Origin of the sequence: Nocardia sp. CA-135398, assembly GCF_050955845.1 — a bacterium.
Taxonomy (GTDB): domain Bacteria; phylum Actinomycetota; class Actinomycetes; order Mycobacteriales; family Mycobacteriaceae; genus Nocardia.
Genome location: NZ_CP192084.1, coordinates 8,620,683 through 8,645,661 on the forward strand (window position 1 = coordinate 8,620,683; position 24,979 = coordinate 8,645,661).

General features: G+C 64.5%; 23 protein-coding genes. 12 read left to right on the forward strand and 11 right to left on the reverse strand.

Annotation, left to right across the window (positions count from 1 at the left end; genetic code table 11):
• Positions 1–13: 13 nt before the first annotated feature.
• The 3 genes from lhgO to ACQP1T_RS38340 all read left to right on the forward strand — a co-directional run bounded on the left by lhgO (position 14) and on the right by ACQP1T_RS38340 (position 2,404).
• Positions 14–1,207, forward strand: coding sequence for an L-2-hydroxyglutarate oxidase (gene lhgO, locus ACQP1T_RS38330; protein ID WP_433757834.1), 1,194 nt, complete (start codon positions 14–16; stop codon positions 1,205–1,207).
• Between the two features lie 137 nt (positions 1,208–1,344).
• Positions 1,345–1,815 (forward strand): SRPBCC family protein, encoded by a 471-nt coding sequence (locus ACQP1T_RS38335; RefSeq protein ID WP_433757835.1) that lies wholly within the window; start codon positions 1,345–1,347, stop codon positions 1,813–1,815.
• A 10-nt stretch (positions 1,816–1,825) separates the two neighbouring features.
• The gene (locus ACQP1T_RS38340) at positions 1,826–2,404 is read left to right on the forward strand and encodes a ribonuclease H family protein (protein WP_433757836.1); all 579 of its coding nucleotides are present in this window, start codon (positions 1,826–1,828) and stop codon (positions 2,402–2,404) included.
• Between the two features lie 100 nt (positions 2,405–2,504).
• Here the strand turns inward: ACQP1T_RS38340 and ACQP1T_RS38345 are convergent, their stop codons facing one another.
• From ACQP1T_RS38345 to ACQP1T_RS38385, 9 genes are all read right to left on the reverse strand, one after another.
• Positions 2,505–3,236 carry a hypothetical protein gene (locus ACQP1T_RS38345; protein WP_433757837.1) on the reverse strand — a complete coding sequence of 244 codons (732 nt, stop codon included), beginning with the start codon at positions 3,234–3,236 and terminating at the stop codon, positions 2,505–2,507.
• 183 nt (positions 3,237–3,419) lie between these two features.
• Positions 3,420–4,598 carry an MlaD family protein gene (locus ACQP1T_RS38350; protein ID WP_433757838.1) on the reverse strand — a complete coding sequence of 393 codons (1,179 nt, stop codon included), beginning with the start codon at positions 4,596–4,598 and terminating at the stop codon, positions 3,420–3,422.
• Positions 4,595–5,701: an MCE family protein gene (locus ACQP1T_RS38355; protein ID WP_433757839.1), complete on the reverse strand. Its 1,107-nt coding sequence runs from the start codon at positions 5,699–5,701 to the stop codon at positions 4,595–4,597. The genes ACQP1T_RS38350 and ACQP1T_RS38355 overlap by 4 nt, the downstream gene beginning before the upstream one ends.
• The gene (locus ACQP1T_RS38360) at positions 5,698–6,804 is read right to left on the reverse strand and encodes an MlaD family protein (protein ID WP_433757840.1); all 1,107 of its coding nucleotides are present in this window, start codon (positions 6,802–6,804) and stop codon (positions 5,698–5,700) included. Before ACQP1T_RS38360 ends, ACQP1T_RS38355 begins: the two co-directional genes overlap by 4 nt.
• A complete protein-coding gene (locus tag ACQP1T_RS38365; RefSeq protein ID WP_433762537.1) occupies positions 6,801–7,796 on the reverse strand; it encodes an MCE family protein in 996 nt (331 codons plus the stop codon). Before ACQP1T_RS38365 ends, ACQP1T_RS38360 begins: the two co-directional genes overlap by 4 nt.
• On the reverse strand, positions 7,796–8,839 hold the full coding sequence (locus ACQP1T_RS38370; RefSeq protein WP_433757841.1) for an MCE family protein: 1,044 nt from the start codon (positions 8,837–8,839) through the stop codon (positions 7,796–7,798). The genes ACQP1T_RS38365 and ACQP1T_RS38370 overlap by 1 nt, the downstream gene beginning before the upstream one ends.
• On the reverse strand, positions 8,836–10,338 hold the full coding sequence (locus tag ACQP1T_RS38375) for an MCE family protein (protein WP_433757842.1): 1,503 nt from the start codon (positions 10,336–10,338) through the stop codon (positions 8,836–8,838). Before ACQP1T_RS38375 ends, ACQP1T_RS38370 begins: the two co-directional genes overlap by 4 nt.
• Positions 10,339–10,344: 6 nt before the next feature.
• A complete protein-coding gene (locus tag ACQP1T_RS38380; protein WP_433757843.1) occupies positions 10,345–11,208 on the reverse strand; it encodes an ABC transporter permease in 864 nt (287 codons plus the stop codon).
• A 4-nt stretch (positions 11,209–11,212) separates the two neighbouring features.
• Positions 11,213–12,031 carry an MlaE family ABC transporter permease gene (locus tag ACQP1T_RS38385; protein ID WP_433757844.1) on the reverse strand — a complete coding sequence of 273 codons (819 nt, stop codon included), beginning with the start codon at positions 12,029–12,031 and terminating at the stop codon, positions 11,213–11,215.
• Between the two features lie 558 nt (positions 12,032–12,589).
• Here ACQP1T_RS38385 and ACQP1T_RS38390 point away from each other — a divergent pair.
• The gene (locus ACQP1T_RS38390; RefSeq protein ID WP_433757845.1) at positions 12,590–13,264 is read left to right on the forward strand and encodes a serine protease; all 675 of its coding nucleotides are present in this window, start codon (positions 12,590–12,592) and stop codon (positions 13,262–13,264) included.
• A 44-nt stretch (positions 13,265–13,308) separates the two neighbouring features.
• Here ACQP1T_RS38390 and ACQP1T_RS38395 read toward each other — a convergent pair whose 3' ends face one another.
• Positions 13,309–14,829, reverse strand: coding sequence for an MFS transporter (locus ACQP1T_RS38395; protein WP_433757846.1), 1,521 nt, complete (start codon positions 14,827–14,829; stop codon positions 13,309–13,311).
• Between the two features lie 39 nt (positions 14,830–14,868).
• The gene (lppU, locus tag ACQP1T_RS38400; protein WP_433757848.1) at positions 14,869–15,537 is read right to left on the reverse strand and encodes an LppU family putative lipoprotein; all 669 of its coding nucleotides are present in this window, start codon (positions 15,535–15,537) and stop codon (positions 14,869–14,871) included.
• A gap of 259 nt (positions 15,538–15,796) precedes the next feature.
• Between lppU and ACQP1T_RS38405 the strand changes: the two genes are divergently transcribed.
• The 8 genes from ACQP1T_RS38405 to ACQP1T_RS38440 all read left to right on the forward strand — a co-directional run bounded on the left by ACQP1T_RS38405 (position 15,797) and on the right by ACQP1T_RS38440 (position 24,954).
• Complete coding sequence (locus ACQP1T_RS38405) at positions 15,797–16,351, forward strand: DUF6764 family protein (protein WP_433757849.1); 555 nt, start codon at positions 15,797–15,799, stop codon at positions 16,349–16,351.
• 195 nt (positions 16,352–16,546) lie between these two features.
• Positions 16,547–17,770: a serine hydrolase domain-containing protein gene (locus tag ACQP1T_RS38410; RefSeq protein WP_433762538.1), complete on the forward strand. Its 1,224-nt coding sequence runs from the start codon at positions 16,547–16,549 to the stop codon at positions 17,768–17,770.
• 16 nt (positions 17,771–17,786) lie between these two features.
• Positions 17,787–19,178, forward strand: a complete 1,392-nt coding sequence (locus tag ACQP1T_RS38415; protein WP_433757850.1) for a cytochrome P450 — start codon at positions 17,787–17,789, stop codon at positions 19,176–19,178.
• A gap of 388 nt (positions 19,179–19,566) precedes the next feature.
• The gene (locus ACQP1T_RS38420; RefSeq protein ID WP_433757851.1) at positions 19,567–20,466 is read left to right on the forward strand and encodes a L,D-transpeptidase; all 900 of its coding nucleotides are present in this window, start codon (positions 19,567–19,569) and stop codon (positions 20,464–20,466) included.
• Between the two features lie 247 nt (positions 20,467–20,713).
• Entirely contained in the window at positions 20,714–21,643 is a 930-nt protein-coding gene (locus ACQP1T_RS38425; protein WP_433757852.1) for a carbohydrate ABC transporter permease, read from the forward strand.
• Positions 21,644–21,714: 71 nt separating this feature from the next.
• Positions 21,715–22,506, forward strand: a complete 792-nt coding sequence (locus ACQP1T_RS38430; RefSeq protein WP_433762539.1) for a carbohydrate ABC transporter permease — start codon at positions 21,715–21,717, stop codon at positions 22,504–22,506.
• Between the two features lie 13 nt (positions 22,507–22,519).
• Entirely contained in the window at positions 22,520–23,848 is a 1,329-nt protein-coding gene (locus ACQP1T_RS38435; RefSeq protein ID WP_433757853.1) for an ABC transporter substrate-binding protein, read from the forward strand.
• Positions 23,849–23,874: 26 nt separating this feature from the next.
• On the forward strand, positions 23,875–24,954 hold the full coding sequence (locus ACQP1T_RS38440; RefSeq protein ID WP_433757854.1) for an ABC transporter ATP-binding protein: 1,080 nt from the start codon (positions 23,875–23,877) through the stop codon (positions 24,952–24,954).
• Positions 24,955–24,979: the final 25 nt, after the last annotated feature.

The following is a 24,979-nucleotide window of genomic DNA, read 5'->3' on the forward strand; positions in this document are numbered from 1 at the left end:
TACGCTGCGTCCCATGTACGACTTCTGTGTCATCGGGGGCGGGATCGTCGGAGTCGCGACGGCACATCGGATTCTGCGACGTCATCCGGGTGCGAGCCTGGTACTCGTCGACAAGGCCGGTGCACTCGCGACCCATCAGACCGGGCACAACAGCGGGGTCATCCATTCCGGCATCTACTACCCGCCGGATAGTCTGAAGGCCCGACTGTGCCGAAAGGGCGCCGCCTGGACGAAAGAATTCGCCGCGGCACACGGCATTCCGTTCGAGGTCTGCGGAAAACTGCTGGTAGCCACCGATGCCGCCGAACATCGGCGGATGATCGCGCTGCATGAACGCTCGGTCGCCAACGGTGTCGATGTCGAACTCGTCGACGCCGCCGAATTGACTCGCCGCGAACCGCATGTGACCGGTGTCGGCGCATTGTTCGTACCCGCCACCGGCATTATCGACTTCACCCGCGTCACCTCCGCTCTCGCCGAGGAGGTCCGGGCCGCGGGCGGTGAAATCGTGCTGAATACCGAGATCACCGCGCTTACCGAAACCGCCGACGCGGTCACCGTGACGGGTCCCGCAGGCTCCTGGACCGCGCGCACGCTGGTGGTCTGCGCGGGTCTGCAGGCCGACCGGATGGCCGCCATCGCCGGTCTGCGAACCGATTTCCGCATCGTGCCGTTCCGCGGCGAGTACTACCAGCTGCCGCCCAGCCGATCCGGACTGGTGCGCACGCTGATCTACCCGATTCCCGATCCGAATCTGCCCTTTCTCGGGGTACATCTGAGCCCGATGATCGACGGCACCCTGACGGTCGGCCCCAATGCGGTGCTCGGCCTGGCCAGGGAGGGCTACCGCAAGGGCAGCTTCGACGCCCACGACGCCCGTGCGGTGCTGGGTTTTCCCGGCTTCCACCGGGTGGCCCGCGCCCATGTGCGCACCGGACTGCGCGAATTGCGCAACTCCCTGTTCAAACGCGGTTACCTGGCCGAATGCCGAAGGTACTGCCCGGAGCTCACGATCGCGGATCTGCGACCACGCGAAGCGGGCATCCGTGCGCAGGCGGTACTGCGCGACGGCACCCTGGTGCACGACTTCCTGATCGAACGGACACCACGCTCGATTCACGTGCTCAACGCACCGTCACCGGCGGCGACCTCGGCCATGCCGATCGCCGATCACATCGTCGACCAACTGCTGACGCCGCCGAGTTAGCTGGGTCGCGCGTTCCAGCAAACCAAGCGACCGCCCGGTCATCAATGTGGTAAGCCCGCCAACCAAATTCCCGGCAAACCCTCGAATAAAGAGGAGAGCTGTAGTACTTTTAGCGGCAGCCAACAGGGAGGGGCCCTATGGGCCACATCAAGTACGCGAGCGACGTCGGAGCGCCGGTCGAGGTGGCCTTCACCTATACCGACAACCATCTGTTCGTACCGGATTGGATGTTCGCCGTCGCCGCGTTCGAGCCGAACGGCGAGCTCGACCAGGGTCTCGGTGCGGTCTTCACGACACGGATCAGGCTGGGACCGTGGCGGGCGACCGTCGAATGTGAGATCACCGATTACCGCCGCAATGTGGTGCTCGGCTACACATTGCGCGGCCGGTTATCAGGGACTTTGACGCTGCGCTTCGACCCGCTCGGCTACGGACGCTCGGTGCTGACCTCGGAAGCGGAGTACGCTCCACCGAGTGGGCTCTTCGGTCGGCTGTCCCTGCGCCTGGTGGATTCCGCCGTGCGCTCGGCGCTGCGCCGCACCGAATCCCAGTTGCGAAGGGAGATAGAGGAATTCCACGGTACCGATCTTGTCGGTCGGATTGCGTAGGGTGCCATCCATGATCATCGTGAGCACCGACGGATCCTGCCTCCGCAATCCCGGCGGCGCCATCGGCTGGGCTTGGGTCAATCATCAGGGCGGTTCACGCAGTGGGGGAGCCGCCACCGGAACCAATCAGGTCGCGGAGTTGCGCGCGCTATTGGAGGCGGTACTCGCCCACCCCGGCGAGGAACCGCTTTTCATCGAGAGCGACTCGCTGTACGCGATCAAATGCGCCTCGGAGTGGATCTTCGGCTGGCGGACCAATGGCTGGCGCACCGCCAGCGGCGGCGCGGTGAAGAACGTCGAACTCATCAAACAGATCGACCGGGCCATCGCCTCCCGGCCGGGACCGGTCCGGTTCCGTTGGGTCCGTGGACATGTCGGCAATTACTACAACGAAATGGCCGACACCCTCGCGGGTGAGGCGGCCAGACAGGCCGCTGCCTCCGCGGCCGCCGGTGAGGTCCCGACCGCGGAACTCCCGGAGCTGCAGCCGGTGCTCGAGGACACCTCCGATAAGACCAAAAAATCCGCCAGGCCGCGGTCAGCGGGGAAGCCGGTCGCGCCAGCACCTCAGGCATTGACGCTGTTCTGAGCCCGCCGGGCGCGACCGGACGCAAGACCGCCGGAAAGACCTCCGGGCGGGTGGTGTCATTCCCACCCGCCCGGAGGCGCTTTTCGCATAGCCGATCCGATCAGTTACCCATCTGCTTGAGAATGGGCAGGTCGAACTTGTCGACCAGCCACTTGTCGCCGACCTTCTTCAGACCGGCAACGACCACGAGCTCAACCTTGCTCGGCGGCTTGTTCGCGGCGGCGATATTCACGTTGGTGGTGGTCTGACCGATCACCACCAGCACATTCGCGCTCTCGGTATCGCCCGACTGGAAACCGCACTGCATGTCGTAAGTGGACGAGGTGGCCTTGGCGTCGATGACGACACCCTTGAGGTCCTGGCCGAGCTTGGCGAACTGATCCTTCCAGTCACCGGTCGACGCGGCATCCACCTTCTTCAGGTACTCGTCGATGGTCTGCGGATCGTAGGTGGAGATCAGCTTGCCGTAATTGCACGCGGCCGCGGTGGCGGCATCGTGTGCGTCCAACTCGTCACCGCGATTGCTGGCCTGCCGGTAGAACACCACGACCGCGGTGACCGCCGCGACGAGCAGCACACCGGCGACGAACGCCGCGATGATCGGAACCAGTGCGCCCCGATCCTTGGCACCAGTCCCGGCCGAGGGCTGTGCCGCACCCTTGGCCAGCTTTTCCTGTGCAGGCTGCGGGGGAGCCGGGGTCGGCTCCGCGGCTACCACATCGCCCGCTTTCCCGATCTCGACCGTCTTGCCCTCGGCGGGCGCATCAGGCTCGGCGTCCTTTTTCGGGGCATCCGAGTTCTCGTTCTCGGCGCCGACATCATCAGTGGCCATCGATACAATCCTGCACTTTCCCGGCGCACCCGAGCGCACCGATATTGCCTTGTCGGTCCGCGTCGGACGAACCGTTCGCACTCTGCGGGGCAGTATTCCCGGCCCGGGATCGCAGGCCCCGGCCGGGGTAACTCACCATCGAATACGTACCGCTCGCTCTGTCAACTCACCGCAGTGTCCGGATCACCGCAGCGGCGGCGGAGTCATTTCATTCGGATCCGCGCCCGGCGGCATTTGCGCGCCATTGTCCGGAACATTCGGTCGCGGCGCATTCGCCGAACCGCGAACCTGCAGTCCGGGCGGCGGATTCTCGCAGTAGTTCCACTTGGGCAGCGAGCCGTCCTGGATGACCTCATTGCGGATCGGCACATGCTTGTACTGGCAGATCGGCCTGACCCAGATATCGGCGACAGCGTGGAACTCATTGTCGTGCGCGGGCACACCAGCGGCGGACAACCCGATGTTCAGCGACGGGAACAGCGCCTGCAGCGCTGGTATCCGCAGCTGCGCGGCCCTGGTCACCGCCGCGAAGTTGGCCGCGAGGCTGGTGATCGGATCGGCCGTCTTGTCCAGGACCGCGCCGAGGCTGGTCAGCTGGCCAGGAGCCTTCTCCAGAATCGCCTGCAATTCGGCGTTGGCATTGTTGAACTGATCGAACAACTGACCCGAATTGCGGGTCAGCTTCCCCAGATCGGGCTGCGCATTCGAGGTGGTGTTCGCGATGGTGCGCAGGTTGGTAATCAGGTTCTGGGTCTGCGGCAGCAGACTGTCGAATCCGGCCATGGCCAGGCTGATGCCATTGACCATGCCGCGCAACTGATCCGGGCCACCACTGAGCGCGGTATCCAGGTTGGCCAGGATGACACTGAACTTATCCGGATCGACCTGGGCGATCAGCGCGCTGGCGTTGTCGAGCACCGACCAGATCGGGGTCGGAGTCTTGATCTTCTCCACATCGAATTCGATAACCGACCCGTCCTTCAGGAACGGCGCCTGCTCGGTATTCGGCCGGAAGTCGATGTACTGCTCACCGGCGCCGGAGAGCGCGCCCACCGAGACCTTGGTGTCGACCGGAATTTTGTACTTCGAGTCGATTTCGGCCTTCGCGGCGATGGACTGTCCGCGATCGACCAACTCGATCGAGGTCACCTTGCCGATGCGATAGCCCCGCAGGGTCACATCGTTGCCCGGCTGCAGACCGCCGGAGCGGTCCAGGTCCACCGTGACGGCATAGGTCGACTTCAGCGGATTCACCCGCATGACGCTCACCAGCAGGTAGCTGGCACCGACGATGAACACCAGCACCAGTCCGATGGTGGAAAGCAGCATCTTGCGCTGCATCAGTTTGCCGAGCCAACTCATCGGTGTCCCCCCTGCAGTCGTCCCTGAATGGCCTGCAGGACGGTGATCAGGCTGCCCGCGAAGTCGCTGAGATCACGTCCGTCGAAGAACTTGCCCTGCGCCGGATCCGACAACAAGCTGAAGTTGTGGATATTGGTGACGGTGGCGTAGACCGCGAGACTGTTACCTCGGAAGGACGCGTCGAGCGGACCGCGGATCTCGTGCAGCGCATCCAATGCGGGACCGAAGTTCTGCTCGGTCTGCGACAGAGCGTTCATCAGCTTGTGCACATTGTCGAGTAGATCGCTCAGCTGGCCGCTGGAGGTATTCGCATAGTCGCCGAGCGCCGCGCTGGTCACCGAAATCTTCTGCAGCAGATCACCGATGGCCCTGTTGTTCTCCGCGACAGCGCCGATCATCTGCGGAAGGGTGTCCGCGACCTGTCCCAACTCCGAATGCCTCGTCTCGATGGTGGTGGCCAGCGAGCCGAACTCGGCGAGCACACTGTCGATGCGAGCACTGTTGTCGTTCAAACTGCCGACCACGCCGGTCATTTCGGTGATCAGATGCGCTATCTGGTCACCGCGGCCGCCGACGATGGAGTCCAGCTCCGAGGTCAGTTTGGTGAGCGCCGCGACGCCACCGCCGTTGAACAACATGGATACCGAGATCAGCAGCTCCTCGACGGTGGCACCCGCCGAGGTCTTATCCCGGCCCAGGGTGTCGCCATCGTGCAGCATCGGTGTGCCCGGATCCGCCTTGACCTTCGACACCGCGATGAACACATCGCCGAGCGGGGTGGCTTGCCGTAGTTCGGCCGTACTGCCGACCGGAAGCTCGACGTCCTTGCTGATCTTCAGATCGACAACGGCCTCGAAGTTCTTGGTCTGGATATTCGAGACCACGCCGACATCGGAGCCACCGATCTTCACCTTGGCCTGATCCGGCAGGTTCAACGCGTTCTCGAATTTCGCGTGCAGGGTGTAGGTTTCACCGGCCGCGCCCGGTTTGGGCAGCGGCAGGCTCTCCACCGTGAGACCACAGCCGGAGGTGATGGCCACCCCGGATATCGCGGCCAGCGCGATCACCGCACGGCGAGCTTTCAATGTGAACCGGTCGCTCATTTGGTCATCCCCAGCAGTGCCGCCGTAATACCGAGATCCGGACCGAGATCCTCGAGCTTGCCGGTGCGGCAGCCATCCGAGCGCATCTGAATCCGTTCACAGAACACACTCAGCAGTTCGCCGTTGAGGAAGGTCGGCAGGTTGCCGTGCAGTCGGACATATCCGAGCTGCCGGTTCATCGACCGGTCCAGGTTCTGCATGAGCAGCGGCGCGAGGTCGACGACCTCGGTGAGGCCGCGGGCGTTGGCCCGCAGCTGATCGGTCACCTTGGTCAGCCCCTCGAGCGAACCGCCCAGCTGATCCTGGTACTGCACCAAGGCCGAACTGGTATTGGCCAGGAAGTCGTTGAGCTGTCGCAGCGTGGCCTCCAGACCGGGGGCCTGATCGCTGAGCAGACCGGTCATCTGTGTCATCCGATTACTGAAATCGCGCACCGACTGGTCGTTTTCGGCCAGCATGGTGGTCAGCTCGTTCAACTTGACGATGATGCTGGAGACCGCGTCCTTGTTGTCGACGCCGACCTTCAACGCACCGGAGAGCGCGTTGAGGGTGTCGCGCATCTTCTCGCCGTTGCCGTTCAACATCGGATAGAGCACCCGACCCGACAGCGGACCGATGCCCTCGGTGCCCGGTTCCGGCTTGAGCGCCGCGGCGAACTGATCGATGGTCTTGAGCATGGTGTCCAGCTCGACCGGTGTCTTGGTCTTCGCCTTCGGCAGATGCGCGCCATTGGACATCGTCTCGCCCTGGGTGTAAGCCGGGGTCAGTTCGACGTGCCGGTCGGTCACGATGGACGGTGAAACGATCGCTGCCATCGCGTCTTTCGGGATCTTGACGTCCTTGTCGATCGTCATGTGCACCTCGACCATGGTGCCCTTGGGAATGATCTTGTCGATCTTGCCCACTTGCAGCCCGAGTACCGTGACCGGATTGCCCTCGAAGACACCCGCGATGTTCTCGAAGTCCGCGGTGATGGTCATCGTGTTGCCCAGTGCGCTGTCCACCGAACTCGGCACCAGCGAGCAACTGCCGACGGCCAGGGCGGCCGCGCTGATCATCAGTGGTTTGGCCAAACGCCGCAGGTCGATTCGCATCAGTCTCATCCCTGGCACCCCTCGATCAGGTGGGCGAAGCACAGCCAGTTGTCGGGGAAGAGCCAGGGGAGGCCGACCTCACCGTACGGGCCGTTGCCGAACGCGTTGTTGAAGGTGCGCACCGACACCGGCATGATCTGCAACATCCGGTCGAGGTTGTCCTTATTCTTCTGCAGGCCCTCCGCCATGATGTTCAGCTGCTCGATGGTCGGGCCGAGCTGGTTGTTATTGGCCGCGCCGATCTCCTGCAGCTGACGGCTCAGCGTCGACACGTTGTCGAGCAGCTGGCGCAGCAGGCTCTGCCGTTCCATCACCCGGTTGGCGATGGCCTCGCCCTGGGTGATCACCAGCAGCACACTGTTGCGGTTGTCGCCGAGAATCCTGGTGACCCGGTCGAGATCCTTGAGCAGGCTGTCGACCTCCGCCTTGCGCGAATCCATCACCTTCGCCAGCGCGCCGATGCTGTCCAGCGCCTGCGCGGTCAGCGCGGGCGAATCGCCCATCTGCTTATTGATCAGATCGAGCGAGTTGGCCAGCTGCTTGGTGTCGAGCGCCTCGAACTTCGGCGTGCCGTACTCGACCACATCGGCCAGGTTGTACGGAACCGAGGTGTTGGACAACGGAATTCGGCCGCCCTTCAACCCCGACCCGTCGCCCGGATCGAGATCGACATAGCGCGCACCGAGCAGTGTCGCCATCTTGATCGATGCCCTGGCATCCGGCCCGAGCTTCACATCGTCGTTCACGCTGAGGCTGAGCAGGATGTGCCCGTTCTCCAGCTTCGCACCGGACACATGGCCGCTCGGCACACCGGCCACATTGACCTTGTCACCGACCTTGACCCCGGCGGTCTGCACGAACTCGGCCTTGACCGTCTTCTCACCGACGCCGATCAGCTTGTAAGCGCTCGAGCCGATCAGCAGCACGATGATGAGGACACCGCCGATGACACCCAGCCAGAAGTAGCGGTTGCTGTTGAACCTGTCCTTGATCTTGGTCATCATGGGCGGCACACCGCCGACTGTCCGTTGCCACCGATCTGTGGGAGCAGACCGCGGGGGAGCAGGATGCCGTACAGCGAGACGTCCAGCTTGCAGAAGTACGCGTTGGCGTAGGCGCCGTCCTGGGTGAACTTGCCGATGGCCGACAGCGCCGCGGGCAGGTCGATCGCGGCCTGATCCAGCTTCGCTCCGTTGGCGATCAGCAGAGTCAGCGCCGCACTCGTCGAATCCTGTGCGGTCACCAGCTTCGGCTGGATCCTGTCCATCATGTCGACCAGACCGCTGGTCGCATCCGCGATCTGCACCGTGGACGCTTGCAGCGACTGTCCCTGGTCGTACAGGCCGCCGATCAGTGCCCGAGTCTGGGTAACCAGGGTCTCCAATTCATCACCTCGCTTGGCCAACCCGGACATCACGCCGCTGAGGTTGGTGATCACATCGCTGAGAATCGCGTCCCTGCGCTGGAAATCCGTGGCCAGGGTCGCGGCCTGGGTGATGAACGAGCTCAACGAAACACCGTCACCCTGCAATGCCTGGATGAAGGTCTCCGAGAGCCGGTTCACCTGTTCGGGCTGCAACACCTGGAACAGCGGCTGGAATCCGTTGAGCAGACCCGAGACGTCGAAGGACGGTTCGGTGCGCTCGAGCGGAATGGTGGCCTTGTTCTTCAACGCCGCCGGGCTCGCCGCCTTGCCGGGCGCCAGCGCGATATAGCGCTGGCCGATCAGGTTCTGGTAGCGCACCAATGCCTTGGTGTCGTCGTACACCGTCTGGTTGCGCTGCACGATGAACGTCACATCGGCGAGCGACTTCTTGGTCTTGGGATCGCGGGTGAGTTCGATCTTCTCGACCTTGCCGACCCGCACGCCCGCCATTCGAACGTCATCGCCCTCGCGCAGACCGAGCACATCGCTGAAGGTCGCGGTGTAGGTGTTGGTAGCACCCTCCACGACCCGCGCCAGCGTATTCCAGACGACGACGGTGACCAGGATCGAGACGATCGCGAACAGGCCGAAGCCGATGAGTGGTTTACGAATGCTCATTTAGCGGTACCGCTTTCGCCGACCTGCAGGGTGCCCCCGCGCATTGCCGAACTGAGCAGCAGATATTCGGCCGCCGTCGGCCGACGACCGAGCAGGGCCACGATGGCGGCATCTCCTTCGTACGAAATCGGACCGGCGGTTACGGGCGCACTCGCCGGCTGGACGGGTACGGCCGGAGCCGCGGGCTGGTCGGCGGAGGGCTGCGCATTCGGCGCGGGCGGCGCCAGATTCGGGAACAACCCTTCCAGCGGCGTGCCCGCGAACGGGCTGGTCGGCTTCGGCTCGGCCGAGGCCGCCGCGAGCGGATCACCCGGCGAGGTGAGGCCAGGAATCTCCGGGAAGCCCGCGGGCAGCGGCAGTTTCGCCAAACCCTGGGCGGTTTCCAGCGAACGCGGCTTCATCGAGTCCGGCAGGTAGCCGGGATCGGAAACCACGGGTGCGGTGGCACAGCTGGGACCGGCCAGATTGCCGTAGCGCGGGCAGTCCGCCTGTTCGTAGGGCCGGTACGGGGTGAGCGTCGCACCGGCATTCCAGACCATTTGCCGCTGCGGGCCCCAGTGGAAGGTCGTGGTCAACTTGCGCAGCGAATTGTTCAGCGAGGCAATGGTGTCCGGGATCGAATTCGCATCCGCGGCGAGCGCGCCGAACATATCGCTGGTACCCGCGGTCACCTGCTTGCCGACATCGCCGTTGCGGGCGAACAGCGAGTTGACCGAATCGACCGTGCCCGCCGTACCGCTGATCAGGGCCACCAGCTGGGCCCGGTGATCGGCGATGGTCTGCGCGGTCTTCACCGAACTGCCGAGCACATCGAGCAATTCGGGTGCGGACTCATTGAGCGCATGAGCCGAGGCCGAGAAATCATCGAGCAGCACACCGAGATTCGGGATGGACTCGTCCACCGAGGTGAGCCACTTGTCCAGCCGTTCGATGGTGGAGCCCGGCATCCGGCCGCTGCCGTCCAACGCCTGGGAGAGCGTGCCGAGTACCCGGCCGAATTGCACCGGGTCGAGCTTGGTGAGCACGGTCCGGACCTTGGTGAGGGTGTCCTGCAGCGCGATGGTGCCCTGGCTGAGGTCCTCTTCGATGATGGAGCCCTCGTGCAGGCCCTTGTCCGCGGGATCCTTGGGGGGGACCAATTCCACCGAGGTGACGGCGAACAGGTTGCTCGGCACCACCCGCGCGGTGACGTTCGACGGAATGCCGCTCGCGAACTCCGGCTTCAGGTCGATCTGTACCTTCTGCCGCTCGCCCTTCGCGACCACGTTGACATCCTTGACCGCGCCGACCAGCACGCCGCGGAACTTCACGTCGGCCTCGCTCGGCAGCCCGTCACCGGTGCTCGTCACATCGGCGACCACATGCACCTTCGGCACGAAATAGCCTCGGTATCTTGCCATCAGGAAGCCGAGGATCAGCGCGAAGACGATGAGTCCGCATACGCCGGCGACCAACAGTTGTCGCATGGTGGGCCCACGCCCACTGGGATCGATGATCATCTCGTCCTACCCCGAGATCCGGATGCCGGGATTGACGCCCCAGATCGCCAATGTCATGAACAGGTCCGCGAAAACCACGATGATGATGCACATCTTGATGGCTCGACCGGCCGCGACACCAACGCCTTCCGGACCGCCCGATGCGAAAAAGCCGTAGTAGCACTGGATGAACGTGGTGATCGCGACGAACACCATCGCCTTGAGCAGTGAGTAGAGCACATCTCCCGGTATCAGGAACTGATAGAAGTAGTGCGCGTAGGTACCACTGGAGGTGTTGCCGATCAGCTGCACGGTGAGCGAGCAGGAGATGTAGGCCATGGCCAGGCCGAGGCAGTAGAGCGGGACGATGGCGATCATCGCCGCGAACATCCTGGTGCTCACCAGATACGGCAGCGGCCGGATCGCGATCGACTCCAGTGCGTCGATCTCCTCGGAGATCCGCATCGCGCCGAGCTGCGCGGTGAATCGACAGCCTGCCTGCGCGGCGAAGGCGAGTGCCGCGAGCAGCGGCCCCAACTCCCTGGTGGTCGCGAACGCCGAGATTGCGCCGGTGATCGGGCTGAGGCCGAGCAGATTCAGCGAGGTATAGCCCTGGATGCCGACCGTCATGCCGCCGAACGCGCTGAGGATCAGGATGACGCCGATGGTGCCGCCACCGACGACGAGACTGCCGTTGCCCCAGGTGACATCCGAGAGCAGCCGCCAGACTTCCTTCGGATAGTGCCGCAGCGCCAACGGGATCGAGCCCACCGACCGCAGGAAGAAGAACACCTGGTGGCCCAGGCGCGCCACCATATCCACCGGGGCCTGCGCGGACTTCTTTATGTGCCGAAGTGGCCGCAGCAGCGGCGGTACATAGGTTGTTGACACCGGCTCAGACCACCTGTGGGGGGAGGAGAACGTTGTAGATCTGGGTGATGATCAAGTTCACGCCGAACAACATGATGGCGGAACTGACAACCGCGGAGTTCACCGAGTTGGCTACTCCACCCGGACCACCGCGGGTATTGAGCCCGGTATCACAGGCGATGATCGCCGCGAGCAACCCGAAGATCAACGATTTCACCAGTGCGACAAGAAGATCGATGGTGACGGCGAACGAGGAGAAGGTGCCGATATAGGAACCGGGGGTACCGTTCTGCGCGAAAATATTGAAAATGTAGCCAGTCAAAAATCCGACGAATACGACGAAGCCACAGAGCAATACGCTGACCAGCATGGCCGCACCGAGCCGGGGCGCAACCAGACGACGCAGCGGATCCACACCCATCACCCGCATCGCATCGATCTCTTCGCGGATGGTGCGCGAACCGAGATCGGCGGTGATCGCCGAACCGACCGCGCCCGCGATCATCAGCGAGGTGACCAGCGGCGCACCCTGCTGAATGATGCCGAGACCGTTCGCCGCGCCGATGAACGAGGTCGCACCGACCTGGCTGGCGACCGCGCCGACCTGGATGGAAACGATCACGCCGATCGGGACGGCGACCAGCAGCGTCGGTGCCGCGGCGACACTGGACATGAACGCGCACTGACGGATGAACTCACGATAGGGAAAGCGGCGTCGGAATATCGCGATGAACAACTCCGCGACCGCCGCGAACCCCATCGTGATCTGCCTACCGAAGGTTTCCAAGGAGCGCTTCGGATGGTCTTCCCAGTAGGCCTTCGTCCAATCGACCGCGTCACTCATCCGTGACTGCGCTGGTGGACTCTTGGTCGACTGCACTGGCTAACCCCTCTCGACGCCGGTAACCAAACCCCGACGACTTGTTTGCTTGAGGCACCTTACTACGGAGTAGTGCAGAACACACCATCACCGTGTGATTGCGGTCATAGATTGGAGTCACCGTAGGGAAAACGCTATGAGCAGTGGCCCGACGCTTGGGATCGGTCCCAAAGTTAACCGTGATACTTCTAGAACCAGTTACAGTTCCACCGACCCGATCAGCCACGCATATGGCCTGTTCGAATATTTGCGCGGATAATATTCATGCAAAATCGGGGCGCGATTCGAATAGCTTTCGCGACACGTTCAACATAACAACTGAAACGCAATCGATCGCATTGCGATGATTAGAGTAATAGATCTTCGCTATCGCGAGAAAATGAGACGCTGCACCGGAAATGTCGAAAAGTGCGGGCCGCGCGTTCGACACGGAAGGCCAGTTGAGGACGCGCCCGGAGCCGATTACTGACACGATGGGTGCGACAGATTGATATCGTGCGGACTTCCGACGTCTGGAGGGACATGTTCAGCAAACTCGCCAAGGTGGCCAACGCTGCCTTCGCCGTAGCTCTTGGTGCGGCACTGGTCGCGACTGGGGCCGGGACCGCGGACGCCGCGCCGGGGCCACCCGTCATCGGCGGTGGGTCGGGAATCATTATCGATAATCAGTTCGAATGCACTGTCACCACGGTCGGTTACGACGGCGAGGGTCGGTTGGTCGGCCTGACCGCGGGACACTGCGGCGACCCGGGCGCTCAGGTGTACGCCGAAATCGACCGCGGCGCAGGCGTGGTCGGCCGGTTCGTCTACTCCAACCATGATCTGGACTACGCCATCATCCAGTTCGATCCGGCCAAGGTCATCCCGGTGAACCGGATCGGCAATGTCACCATCACCGGGCTCGGTGGCCCGGCCCAGTTCCCGATGATCGTCTGCAAGGAAGGCCGCACCACCGGCAACACCTGCGGCCTCGCCTACGGCGATATCTTCGGCACCAATATGGAGACCTGGTCGCAGATGTGTGTGGTCGAGGGCGATTCCGGGGCACCGGTCGTCGTCGGAACCACGCTGGTCGGGATGGTGAACGCCTATCTCGCCATCGCCTGCTTCGGACCCGAGGTCGGCACCAATATGAGCGCGATCATGGGCGATATCAATGCCCGCGGCAGCGTCGGGGCGGGCTTCCACCCGATCTAGCCGAGCGCGAGTCGAATACCGAATGAGCGGGTCGAACGACCCGCTCATTCTGTTTTATGGAGCGGGGCCAGTGCCGGACCCGCCACCCCGCACTGCGGCATGCAGTCGACATTGTCCAGCGTCGCCGCGCGTCGCGGTGCGCGCAGCAGGACCGCGGCGATCAGTGCGCCGGCCACCAGCAGGCCGACGCAGATCCACATCGCGACGCCGAAGCCGCGGTCGAATTCCACTGGGTCGCCCAGCGATCCGGAGATTCCGGCCAGGCCAGGGAGCGCGGCCACGGCCAGCAGCTGGGCGGTACGGGCGACGGCATTGTTCACTCCGGAGGCGATACCGGCCTCACTGGCGGGCACCGCACCGAGCACCGCACCGGTGAGCGGGGCGACCAATACCGAAAGACCGAGACCGAAGACCAGCACACCCGGCAGTACATCGGTCAGATAGGTGGTGTCGGGTCCGATGCGCAGCAGCAACACCAGGCCCAGCGCGGCGAGCAGCGGACCGAGCGTCATCGGAATGCGGGCACCGTGCACCTGCGCCCAACGGCCCGCGGGCGCGGAAAGCACCAGCATGATCAATGTGACCGGCACGGTGGCCACCCCCGACATCAGCGGGGTGTACTTCGCCACCAGTTGCAGCTGCATCACCAGTAGGAAGAAGACACCGCCGAGCGCGGCGTAAACCGCGAGGGTGACCAGATTCGCGGCGGTGAAGACCCGGCCGCCAGAAGCGACGGGTCCGGAGGAGGCAGCCCGCGTAACCACGGAGCGCCCCGCGCCCGGCGAAAATGTCCCAGCGAACAGCGACGGCGGCACCAACGGGTGATCGCTGCGCATTTCGATCACCACGAAGACCGTGAGCAGCAGCAGACCGACGACCACCAGCAGCGGCATCGCATCGATCAGACCGAAGGTCAGCGCGCCGAGCGCGAGCGCGACCACAACCGCACCCGGAACATCCAGTCGCGCCGAGGCATTCGGGTCGTGGCTCTCCGGCACATGTCGCAGCGTGACCAGCACGACGACAACCGCCAGCGGCACATTGATGAAGAAGATGGACTGCCACCCGGCCAGTTCGATCAGCCAGCCGCCGAGGAACGGACCGAGTGCGCCCGCGACCCCGCCGAAACCGGACCACAAACCGATCGCCGCACCCTGATCGCGTTGATCGATGGATGAGGAGATCAGGGCCAGGCTGCCGGGAGTGAGCATCGCGCCCGCCACCCCCTGCAGGATCCGGGCGACGACGAGCATCTCGATATTCACCGCCGCGCCGCAGAGCACCGAGGCCAGCGCGAAACCGATGACGCCCCAGACGAACACCTTGCGGCGGCCGAGATGATCACCGAGCGAGCCGCCGAGCAGGATAAACGAGGCCAGCGTCAGCGTGTAGCCGTTGAGCGTCCACTGCAGGCCCGCGACATCGGTGTCGAGGGATTCGCCGATGCGCGGCAGCGCGATATTGACGACGGTGGCATCCAGCGATGCGACCGACGAACCGAGGATGGTGGCAAGCAGGATCCAGCGGCCGGTGGCCGAACCCAACCGGGGTAATTCAGAACTCACGGCCCCAACGTAACCGCCATGGCGGGGTTTTCGTGGCGGTCAGAGATTCTGGACGCAGACCACGAAGTGCCGTGTCGGGTACTCGAACCCACTGCTGCTGCCGCAGACGCTCGCATCGTCGGCGCCCTGCTGGATATTGGTCACCTTCACGCCCTGGCTGACGCGTTCGGTGCAATCGATGCGCTTGGGATCCTCGCCGCCGATATCCATGCAGCCACCGACGACCCAGTCGATATCAAGGCAGATCGCGCCCTGCTGCGTGCCGTTGAGGGTTTCGAAGTAAGCGGAGTCGCGGTCGGCGACGCACTGCGAACTGGTCGCGGCCTTGCCGATGACCTTGTAGTTCGAGGCCCGGCTGCCGCAGGAGGCCTTGGCGATGGTGGCGTTGTCGGTGGTCCCGCCGAGCGTCACGCAGTCGCCGACATTGGCCTGGAAGTCGGTGCTGCCGCCCTTGGTCGCCGAGGTGGTCGCCGTCGGCTTACCCGAGGTCGGATGGGCGCCGGTCGTCGGTCGTCCCGAAGTAGGCCTGGCCCCCGAGGTTTTCGGGGTGTTGGTGGACGAGACCGCATCGATGGTCCCGTTACCGATAGCGGGTTGGGCGGTGCCGCTGATTTTATTGCCGCAGCCCGCTAGCGTGAGCGCGGCGACCACCGCGACCGCGGCGACGGCCGCCGTCGCGAGACGACCCGAGATCAGTTGACGAGACACTTACAGTCCTCCCGGCTGTAACGCTCCGAACTCATACCCCCGGTCGGAATCCGAAGTGATCTAGCAATGCGTGAAATACCACGCCATGCATACACCACCGAGCGCGGGCGCGTCGAGTCGACAGCACCCGCATCGCGGCAGCACAGCACCGGCCGAAGTGTTGGTTCGATCACTGCCGCCCCGCGGACCGCCAGCGGAATCGGCTTTCCAGCAACCGATCTGGGTATGGTGGGGATTCCGGTGTGAAAGGAGCTCGTCCGTGAAGCTGATCAGCGCGATCACCTGCACTGCCGCCGCGTTCGGCGCCGCGCTGATCCTGCCCGTTGCGGCCTCGGCAACCGATGTGCACTGCGCCTCCGACGGCGGGACGGATGTCACCGTGATCGAAGGAGGCACCGCATGCCGGGCCGCGGCCGAATCCCACGGCCGGGCACGGGCGGCCGGATACGACGGCGTCGGCTACGCCCATGCGAGCCTCGGCGCCGCCGCACTCGGCATCGGCGCGGCGGGCGGTGTCGGCGCCAGCGACGGGGTCGGTGGAATTCCGATCGCGCTCGGCTACGGCGCCGATGCCATCGCGCTGACCTCGATCACCGCTCCGACAACGGATTCCGAAACCGACCAACCGAGCCCGCCCACCCCGCTTTTCGCGGTATCGATCGCCTTGGACGGCTCGCGCGCACAGGTCGCGACCGCCGACAGCGCGGTGGTGTGCCTCGGCACCGCGGCCTTCGCGTGGAATTCGGCAACCGGCGCAGCCTGTCTGACCACGCCTTTCGGTCGCTGGCACACGCAACGAGCCGATCTGCTCTGAGGCGCGGGGCGGTGCTCGACCGTCGATCGGTGCCCATTCGAATGTCTCGGTGAACGTCCGACCAGGCCTTTCTATCGCTGGCAAACTTCACGATCCGAGTTAGGCTGGGAATTCGGCCCCAGCCAGCCAGCAGGAGGTGTGCCCGTGGTTTCAGCCTTCCCCGCACCCGACCGGTGGCCAACGGCGCCACGGGAGATGCTCGTCGATCCGAGGTTCGTCCGCCTGGCCGACCATTTCTTCGGCATGTTCGCCCAGCCGACGCGCGGCGGCGGTGCGCTCGCGATCTATCTCGACGGCCGACCCGTCGTCGATATCTGGGCGGGCTGGGCGGCCAAGGATCGGCGCTGGAACGGCGACAACGTGGCGCTCACCTTCTCCACCGGCAAGGGTGTCGCCGCGACCGTGGTGCACCGGCTGGCCGAGCGTGGGCTTATCGAATACGAAGCCCCCGTCGCGACCTACTGGCCCGAATTCGGCGCACACGGCAAGGACGACATAACGGTGCGCGATGTGCTCTCGCACCGCGCCGGACTGCATCGGGTGCGCGGACTGGTCCCCGGCCGCGAGGGCATCCTCGACTATGACGCGGTGGTGGCGGCGCTGGCCGAGAGTCCAGCCGACCCGCGGCGCATCCGTACCTCGGGTTATCACGCGATCACCTTCGGCTGGCTGGTGGCCGAGATCGTGCAGCGCGCCACCGGTGATCCGTTCACCGATGTGGTGCGGCGCGAGATCGCCGAACCACTCGGCTATGACGAATTCTGGTTCCGGGTACCGGAATCCGAGCGCTACCGGATCGCCAAGATCTTTCCGCATCTGAATCCGCCCGGAATCCGGTGGAATACCGCGTCATCGGTGCTGTCCTGGGTGCGCCCGATCCGCGGACTCGCCGAGGCGGGTATGCCGGAGAGTTTCGACGAACTGGTCCGCGATCCGCGCGTGCACGATGCGGTGATGCCGGGCTGGAATGGTGTCTTCTCGGCGCGCGCATTGGCCAGAATGTATGGGGCCCTTGCGAATTCGGGTCGGGTCGAGGCGCTGGATGCCGAACGCGGTGGGCACCGCATCGAGGCGGCGCAGTTCCTGCGGCCGGAGACGATCGCGATCATCAATGAGACGCAGCGGGCCGACAGCCGCGACTATGTGCTCGGTGTGCCGCTGAAATTCACCCTCGGCTATCACCGACCGGTGGTGATGTCCAAGCAACAGCCGCGAAATGCCTTCGGCCACTACGGACTCGGCGGCTCGGGCGCGTATGCCGATCCCGAGCTCGGCATGTCGATCGCATTCGTCACCAACCGACTCGGCAATGCGGTGACCGCGCTCGGGGACGCCCGGCTCGCTCGCTTGGCCGCCCTCACCAGCAATACGGTGCGCAGGGTCCGTCCGGCGCGGTCGGTCGAACCCGGACCATCGTGAGTTCGTAGCTATAGATATGGAGCAGGCGGGCGCACCCGACGAAACGGCGCTGGACACCGCGCGCGCGATGCCGCGCGCGCCGAGAATGGTGCTGGCGCACGCGTTGGCGGCGGGCATCGATTTCGAGCGGTACTTCCGTTGGCGTCGCGAACGCGAGGGCGATCCGTTCTACGTGCGGTTTCCCGGTTTCGGCGCGGTGCTGTTCACCGGCACGGCCGACGGCGCTCGCGAGCTCTTGCGCGCACCGATGGATCTGCTCGAACCGCCGCGACCGAATCCGATCGAACCGCTGGTCGGTTCCGCCTCGCTCATCCTGACCGCGGGCGAACGTCACCGGCGCGATCGGGCATTGCTCGCGCCCGCCTTCCACGGTGCGCGGATTCGCGCCTACGGCGAGCTCATCCGCGAGTCCACCATCGCCGAAATATCCGGCAGCACAGGCGAATCCCGACCCGCCTGGACACCGGGCACGCGCATCGACTCGCGCGCGGCGGCCAGGGCGATCACGCTGCGGGTGATTCTGGAGGCGGTATTCGGAGTGGACAGCCACGAGCGCCGCGCCGAATACACCGCCGCGATCGCGGAATTCCTCACCGCATACTCCGGACCGCTGATGCTGGTGCCGGCATTGCGCCACGGGCTGTTCGGCCGGGCGCCCTGGGACCGGTTCGTGGCCGCGCGCGAGCGGCTCGACGAGCTGATCCTGACCGATATCGCGCGGCGTCGGGCCGTCGGCTCGGTCGGCGCGGACATTCTCGGTCTACTGCTCACGACGGGCTATGACGACGGCACCTCGATCACCGATGACGAGCTGTGCGATCAATTGCGCACCCTGCTCGTCGCCGGGCACGAGACGACCGCGACCAGTCTGGTGTGGGCGCTGTTCCATCTGCATCGGGAACCCGAGACGCTGCGGCGCCTGCGCGCCGAACTGCGGGCGACCGGGCCCGACGCCGCCCCGCTCGAGCTGGCGGGGCTGCCGTACCTGGACGCGGTCTGCCAGGAAACACTGCGACTGCATCCCACGGTGCCGATCGTGCTGCGCAGGATGACCGCGCCGTTCACACTGCGCGGTGTCGAGCTCGCGGCGGGCGACACCGTGGGCATCGCGCTGCCGCTGCTGCATTCCGACCCCGCGGTGTGGACCGATCCCGAGCTGTTCCGGCCGGAGCGGTTCATCGAGCGCAAATACCGACCGCACGAATTCGCACCGTTCGGCGGCGGACATCGACGGTGTATCGGGGCGTCGCTGGCCGATTTCGAACTGCGGATCGTGCTCGCGACCATCCTCACCCGCCTGCGGCTGCGATTGCCGCCGCGATATGCGCGCGGGCGGGCCCCGCTGTCGGTGCCACACAACATCGCGACGGGGCCGCGTCGGTCGATCCCATTCGATGTCGTGTCGTGATTTATCTCACGAAGGAGTTTGGCCGGTAGCGGGGTCGACCGACTTGACGACGGTCCGAAGTCGCCGAGTCACACCGACCTGACCGGCCGATTTCACGAAAGATCATGACCCCCAACGGCATATGTGGTGCTCGCCACACTGCGTGGTCAGCGCGCATCAATCCGAAACGCCACTGGCTTCGGATGGCACCGGACGGTAGGAAGGACGCCAGGGTCGGGTGCGTCATAAATACCCGTGGGGTTGCCTCATGTTTCCCCGCGCCGTTTTTCCGTGGGCGTTCGCACGGAATCCACGAAGGGTCTTCGTGGAACCGCCCTGCAGCTCCACACCGATGAGAGATCTCGCGGCGCCACCGGCGTAGGCGAGAGATGGATTGGACGAGAAACCTATGCATGCCGCTTTGCACACCAGGACGTCGACTGCTCCTCGTCGGGGAGCGCTAGCCCGCCGACTCCGGCAGGGCGTCCTATTGTCGGCGGCGATCGCCGCGGTCGGCATCACCGCCGTCGCACCGGCTCAGGCCGACCCGATACTGCCCGGCACCGGCTCATCTTCCTCCCCCGCCACCGAGCAGGGCGTGACGGCGAACTTCGCGCCGCCGAGCATCAACCCCGGTGACGGCGAGACCGTCGGCGTCGCGCAGCCGATCATCATCAACTTCAAGGATCCGGTGACCGATCACGCCACCGCCGAGAAGGCCATCAAGATCACCTCCTCGAATCCGGCGCCTGGCCACTTCTACTGGTTCGGCGACAAGCAGGTGCGCTGGCGGCCGAACGAGTTCTGGCCGGCTGATACCGATGTGACCGTGGAGGCGGGCGGCACCCGCACCGCATACCGGATCGGCGACGCCTTCATCGCCACCGCCGACGACGACACCCACACCATCACGATCACTCGCAACGGCGAGGAGATCATGACGATGCCGACCTCGATGGGTAAGACCAAGCACGAGACCCCGAACGGCACCTATTTCGTCGGCGAGCAGCTGCGCAAGATGACCATGGATTCGTCCACCTACGGTGTGCCGACCACCGATCCCGAGGGCTACAAGCTCGAGGTCGAGTACGCCACCCGGATTTCCAACAGCGGCATCTTCGTGCACGCGGCCCCGTGGTCGGTTGCGCAGCAAGGCGTTTCGAATGCCAGCCACGGCTGCCTGAACGTCAGCACCGAGAACGCCAGGTGGTTCTTCGAGAACGCCAAGAAGGGCGACCCGGTCATCGTCCAGAACACCAAGGGCGGCACCCTCAACGCCCGCGACGGCTACGGCGACTGGAACGAATGAGGTAGCAACCCGACATCCGAGCTCGGCCCAGGCGCGATCGCCTGGGCCGAGTTCTTTTTGTTCAGCTGATGGTGTTCCGGAATTTCCCGGACGACAGACCAGTTGCCGGTTAATCTCCCGAGTGGCGCAACGCTACAACTGATTGCGGGAGCACATGGGTAACTCATCGGGTACGCCCAGCAAGAAGTTCAGCGTATCGGCGTTCGGCCTTAACCGATTGTTTGCTGCGCGCCGTAAAGTTTCGGCCGTGCGAACCAGGCCGGAACGAGTGCTACCCCAACCGCGCGGGCGGGGCGTGCGCAATCGGCCGTGGCAGGACTATGCGCTGTTCCTGGTGTTGCTCGGGCCGAATCTGGCGCTGCTGACGCTGTTCGTCTACCGCCCGCTGGCCGACAATATCCGGCTCTCGTTCACCGACTTCAACATCTCCGACAACTTCGTGACCTACATCGGGTTCGCGAACTACCGGGAGTGGTGGGGCCGCGACGACTCCTGGCAGATCGTCGGCAATACGGTGGTTTTCACCGTGGCCGCGGTGGTCGGGAGCATGGTGCTCGGCTTGGCGCTGGCCCTGCTGCTGGACCGTAAGCTGTTCGGCCGCAATGTGGTTCGATCGGCCATCTTCGCGCCGTTCGTGATCTCCGGCGCGGCCATCGGCGTGGCCTTCCAGTTCATCTTCGATCCCAGCTTCGGGCTGATCCAGGATGTGCTGCACCGCATCGGGGTCGACAAGGTCCCGGATTTCTATCAGGACCCGCACTGGGCGCTGTTCATGGTGACGGTCACCTATATCTGGAAGAACCTCGGCTACACCTTCGTCATCTACCTGGCGGCACTGCAGGGCACCCGGGCCGATCTCATGGAGGCGGCCGAGATGGATGGCGCCGGCCGCTGGACCACCTTCACCAAAGTGCTACTGCCGCAATTGCGCCCGACCACGTTCTTCCTGTCCATCACGGTGCTGCTGAACTCGCTGCAGGTCTTCGACATCATCAATGTGATGACCCGCGGCGGACCGCTCGGCACCGGCACCACGACCATGGTCTACCAGGTCTACCAGGAGTCCTTCCGCAACTTCCGGGCCGGTTACGGCGCGACGGTCGCCACCATCATGTTCCTGGTGCTGCTGGTCGTCACGCTGGTCCAGGTGCGCGTCATGGATCGGGGCGAGCAGTGAAACATGCCGGTGTAGAGAATCTTTCATATCGCCGCAGACAGCGCGCGGTGACGGTGCTCGGCTACGGCGCGATGGTGTGCGTGCTGATCATCGTCGGTGTTCCGCTGTTCTGGATCTTCATCACCTCGTTCAAGGCACGCCCGGATATCTACACCCAGCCCGCGGTGTACTGGCCGCACAGCTGGCATCCGGCGAACTACGCCGACGCCACCACCACGCTGCCGTTCTGGACCTTCCTGCGCAATTCGCTGATCATCACCGGGATCGTCGCGCTGGTGAAATTCGTGCTCGGGGTGTTCAGCGCGTACGGCCTGGTGTTTCTGCGGTTTCCGGGCAAGACCCTGGTCTTCCTGGTGATCATCGCGGCGCTGATGGTGCCGAACCAGATCACGGTGATCTCCAACTACGCGCTGATCGCCCAGTTGGGCTGGCGAAATACCTTCCAGGGCATCATCGTTCCGCTCTGCGGGGTGGCCTTCGGCACCTTCCTGATGCGCAATCACTTCCTCTCGCTGCCATCGGAGGTGATCGAGGCGGCCCGGATGGACGGCGCCAACTGGTGGCGACTGCTCACCAGGGTGGTGCTGCCGATGTCCGGACCGACGATGGTGGCCTTCGCGGTGGTGACGCTGGTCAACGAGTGGAACGAATACCTCTGGCCGTTCCTGATGGCCGACGACACCAGGGTCGCCACGCTGCCGGTCGGTCTGACGCTGCTGCAGAACACCGAGAATCCGAGCGTAACCAACTGGGGACCGGTGATGGCGGGGACGCTGCTGACCATGCTGCCGATCCTCATCGTCTTCCTGCTGCTACAGCGCCACATGATCAAGGGCCTCACCTCCGGTGCGGTCAAGGGTTGAGAAGGAGAAATCAGTGTCCACTGCACAATTCCCGGCACTGTCGCGACGCGGATTCATCGGCCTGGCCGGTGCGCTTGCGGCGGGTACCGCACTGACCGCATGTGCGGGCAGCGGCGGCGGCGGCAAGCAGTCCGGTGACGCGAACACCATCACCTTCTGGTCGAATCACCCTGGCACCTCGAAGGAACTCGAGGCCGAGCTGATCAACCGGTTCCAGGCGAAGCATCCGGAGCTGAAGGTCAATCTGGTCGACGCGGGTAAGAACTACGAGGAGGTGTCGCAGAAGTTCAATGCGGCGCTATCCGGCGGTGAGCTGCCCGACGTCGTTGTGCTGTCGGATGTCTGGTGGTTCAACTACGCGCTCAACGGCACCATCGAACCGCTCGATTCGCACTTCGCCGACGCCGGAGTGCAGCTCGACGACTACGTCGATTCGCTGGCCGCCGACTACATCTTCAACGGTAAGCACTACGCACTGCCGTACTCGCGCTCGACTCCGCTGTTCTACTACAACAAGGACGTGTGGTCGAAGGCCGGTCTGCCCGACCGCGGGCCGCAGAGCTGGCAGGAGTTCGACGAATGGGGTCCGAAGATCCAATCCGTTGTCGGCGACGGCAAGCTCGCGCACGGCTGGGGTGACGCCAAGAACTACCTGGCCTGGACCTTCCAGGGCCCGAACTGGACCTTCGGCGGCGCCTACTCCGATCAGTGGACGCTGAAGTTCACCGACCCCAAAACCATTGCGGCGGGCCAATTCCTGCGCGATATGATCCACACCAAGAAGTACGCGGGCATCAAACCGCAGATCGCGGTCGACTTCGGCACCGGTGTCATCGCCTCCACCATCGCCTCCACCGGCGATCTGAAGGGGATCCAGAAGAATGCCGACGGCAAACTGGAATTCGGCACCGCATTCCTACCGCACCCCAATGGTCCCGGCGTCACCACCGGCGGCGCCGGGCTGGCGATTCCGTCCCGGATCTCCGATCAGCGGAAGGTGAACGCGCTGAAATTCATCGAGTTCATCACCAATGCCGCGAATACCGCGTACTTCTCGCAGGGCACCGGATATATGCCGGTGCGCAAGTCGGCGGTGACCGATCCGAGCGAGGTCGACTTCCTGGCGAAGAATCCGAATTCGAAGGTCGCCATCGAACAGCTCGCGGTGACCAAATCGCAGGACTACGCACGGGTGTTCGTCCCCGGCGGGGACCAGATCATCGGCACCGGTCTGGAACAGATCGGTCTGCAGAACGCCGATCCGGCAACGGCTTTCGCCAATGTGGCAAACCAGCTGCAGGCCATTATCGACCGGCAGATCACGCCGAAACTGCCCAAGTAGTACCGACGAAGAGGGAGATCGACGCCGTGGCGACAGTGCACTTCGACGGGGTGACGCATCTGTATCCCGGTGCGCCGACACCCGCCGTCGACAACCTGGAGCTCGATATCGCCGACGGGGAATTCATCGTCCTCGTCGGCCCATCGGGTTGCGGCAAATCGACCAGTCTGCGGATGCTGGCCGGATTGGAATCCGTTGCGACGGGGCGCATCCTGATCGGCGATAAAGACGTCACCGGACTACCGCCGCGCGCCCGCGATGTGGCGATGGTATTCCAGAGCTACGCGCTCTATCCGAATATGACCGTCGCGCAGAATATGGGATTCGCGCTGCGCAATGCCGGAATGAACAAGGCGGACACCGCGGTTCGGGTCAAGGAGGCGGCCAAGATGCTCGAGTTGGAGCACCTGCTCGACCGCAAACCGGCGAAACTTTCCGGCGGACAACGCCAGCGCGTGGCAATGGGTCGCGCCATCGTGCGCCGACCCCAGGTCTTCTGCATGGACGAACCGCTGTCCAACCTGGATGCGAAACTGCGGGTGAGCACCCGCTCCCAGATCGCCGCGCTGCAGCAGCGGCTCGGCACCACCACCGTCTATGTCACCCACGACCAGGTCGAGGCCATGACCATGGGCGATCGGGTCGCGGTGCTGCGCGAAGGGAAGCTTCAGCAGATCGCCAAACCCCGTGAACTCTACGACGATCCGGTCAATACCTTCGTCGCGGGCTTCATCGGCTCACCCGGTATGAACCTGCTCGACGCCCCGGTCCGCGACGGCGCCGCGGTCCTCGGCGATCTGCGAATCCCCTTGCCCCGCACCGCGACCAGTGAGCGCGTCATCGTCGGTATCCGTCCGGAGTCCTGGGAAACCACCACCGAGACCGATAACAGCCTCGCTGTGGCCGCCGAACTGCTCGAGGAACTCGGCGCCGAATCCTTCATCTACAGCCACGGCGTCACCGACGAATGGAACAGCCGCTCCGGCAAGGTGGTGGCCCGGGTGGACCGCCGCTTCCAAGTGGCACTCGGCGATCGCCTGCGCCTGCGCCCGAAGCTCGACGAGATCTTCTTCTTCGACGGCGAAACCGAGGAACGCCTGCGCTGATCGCCCGGCGTCCTCGGTTCGGCCG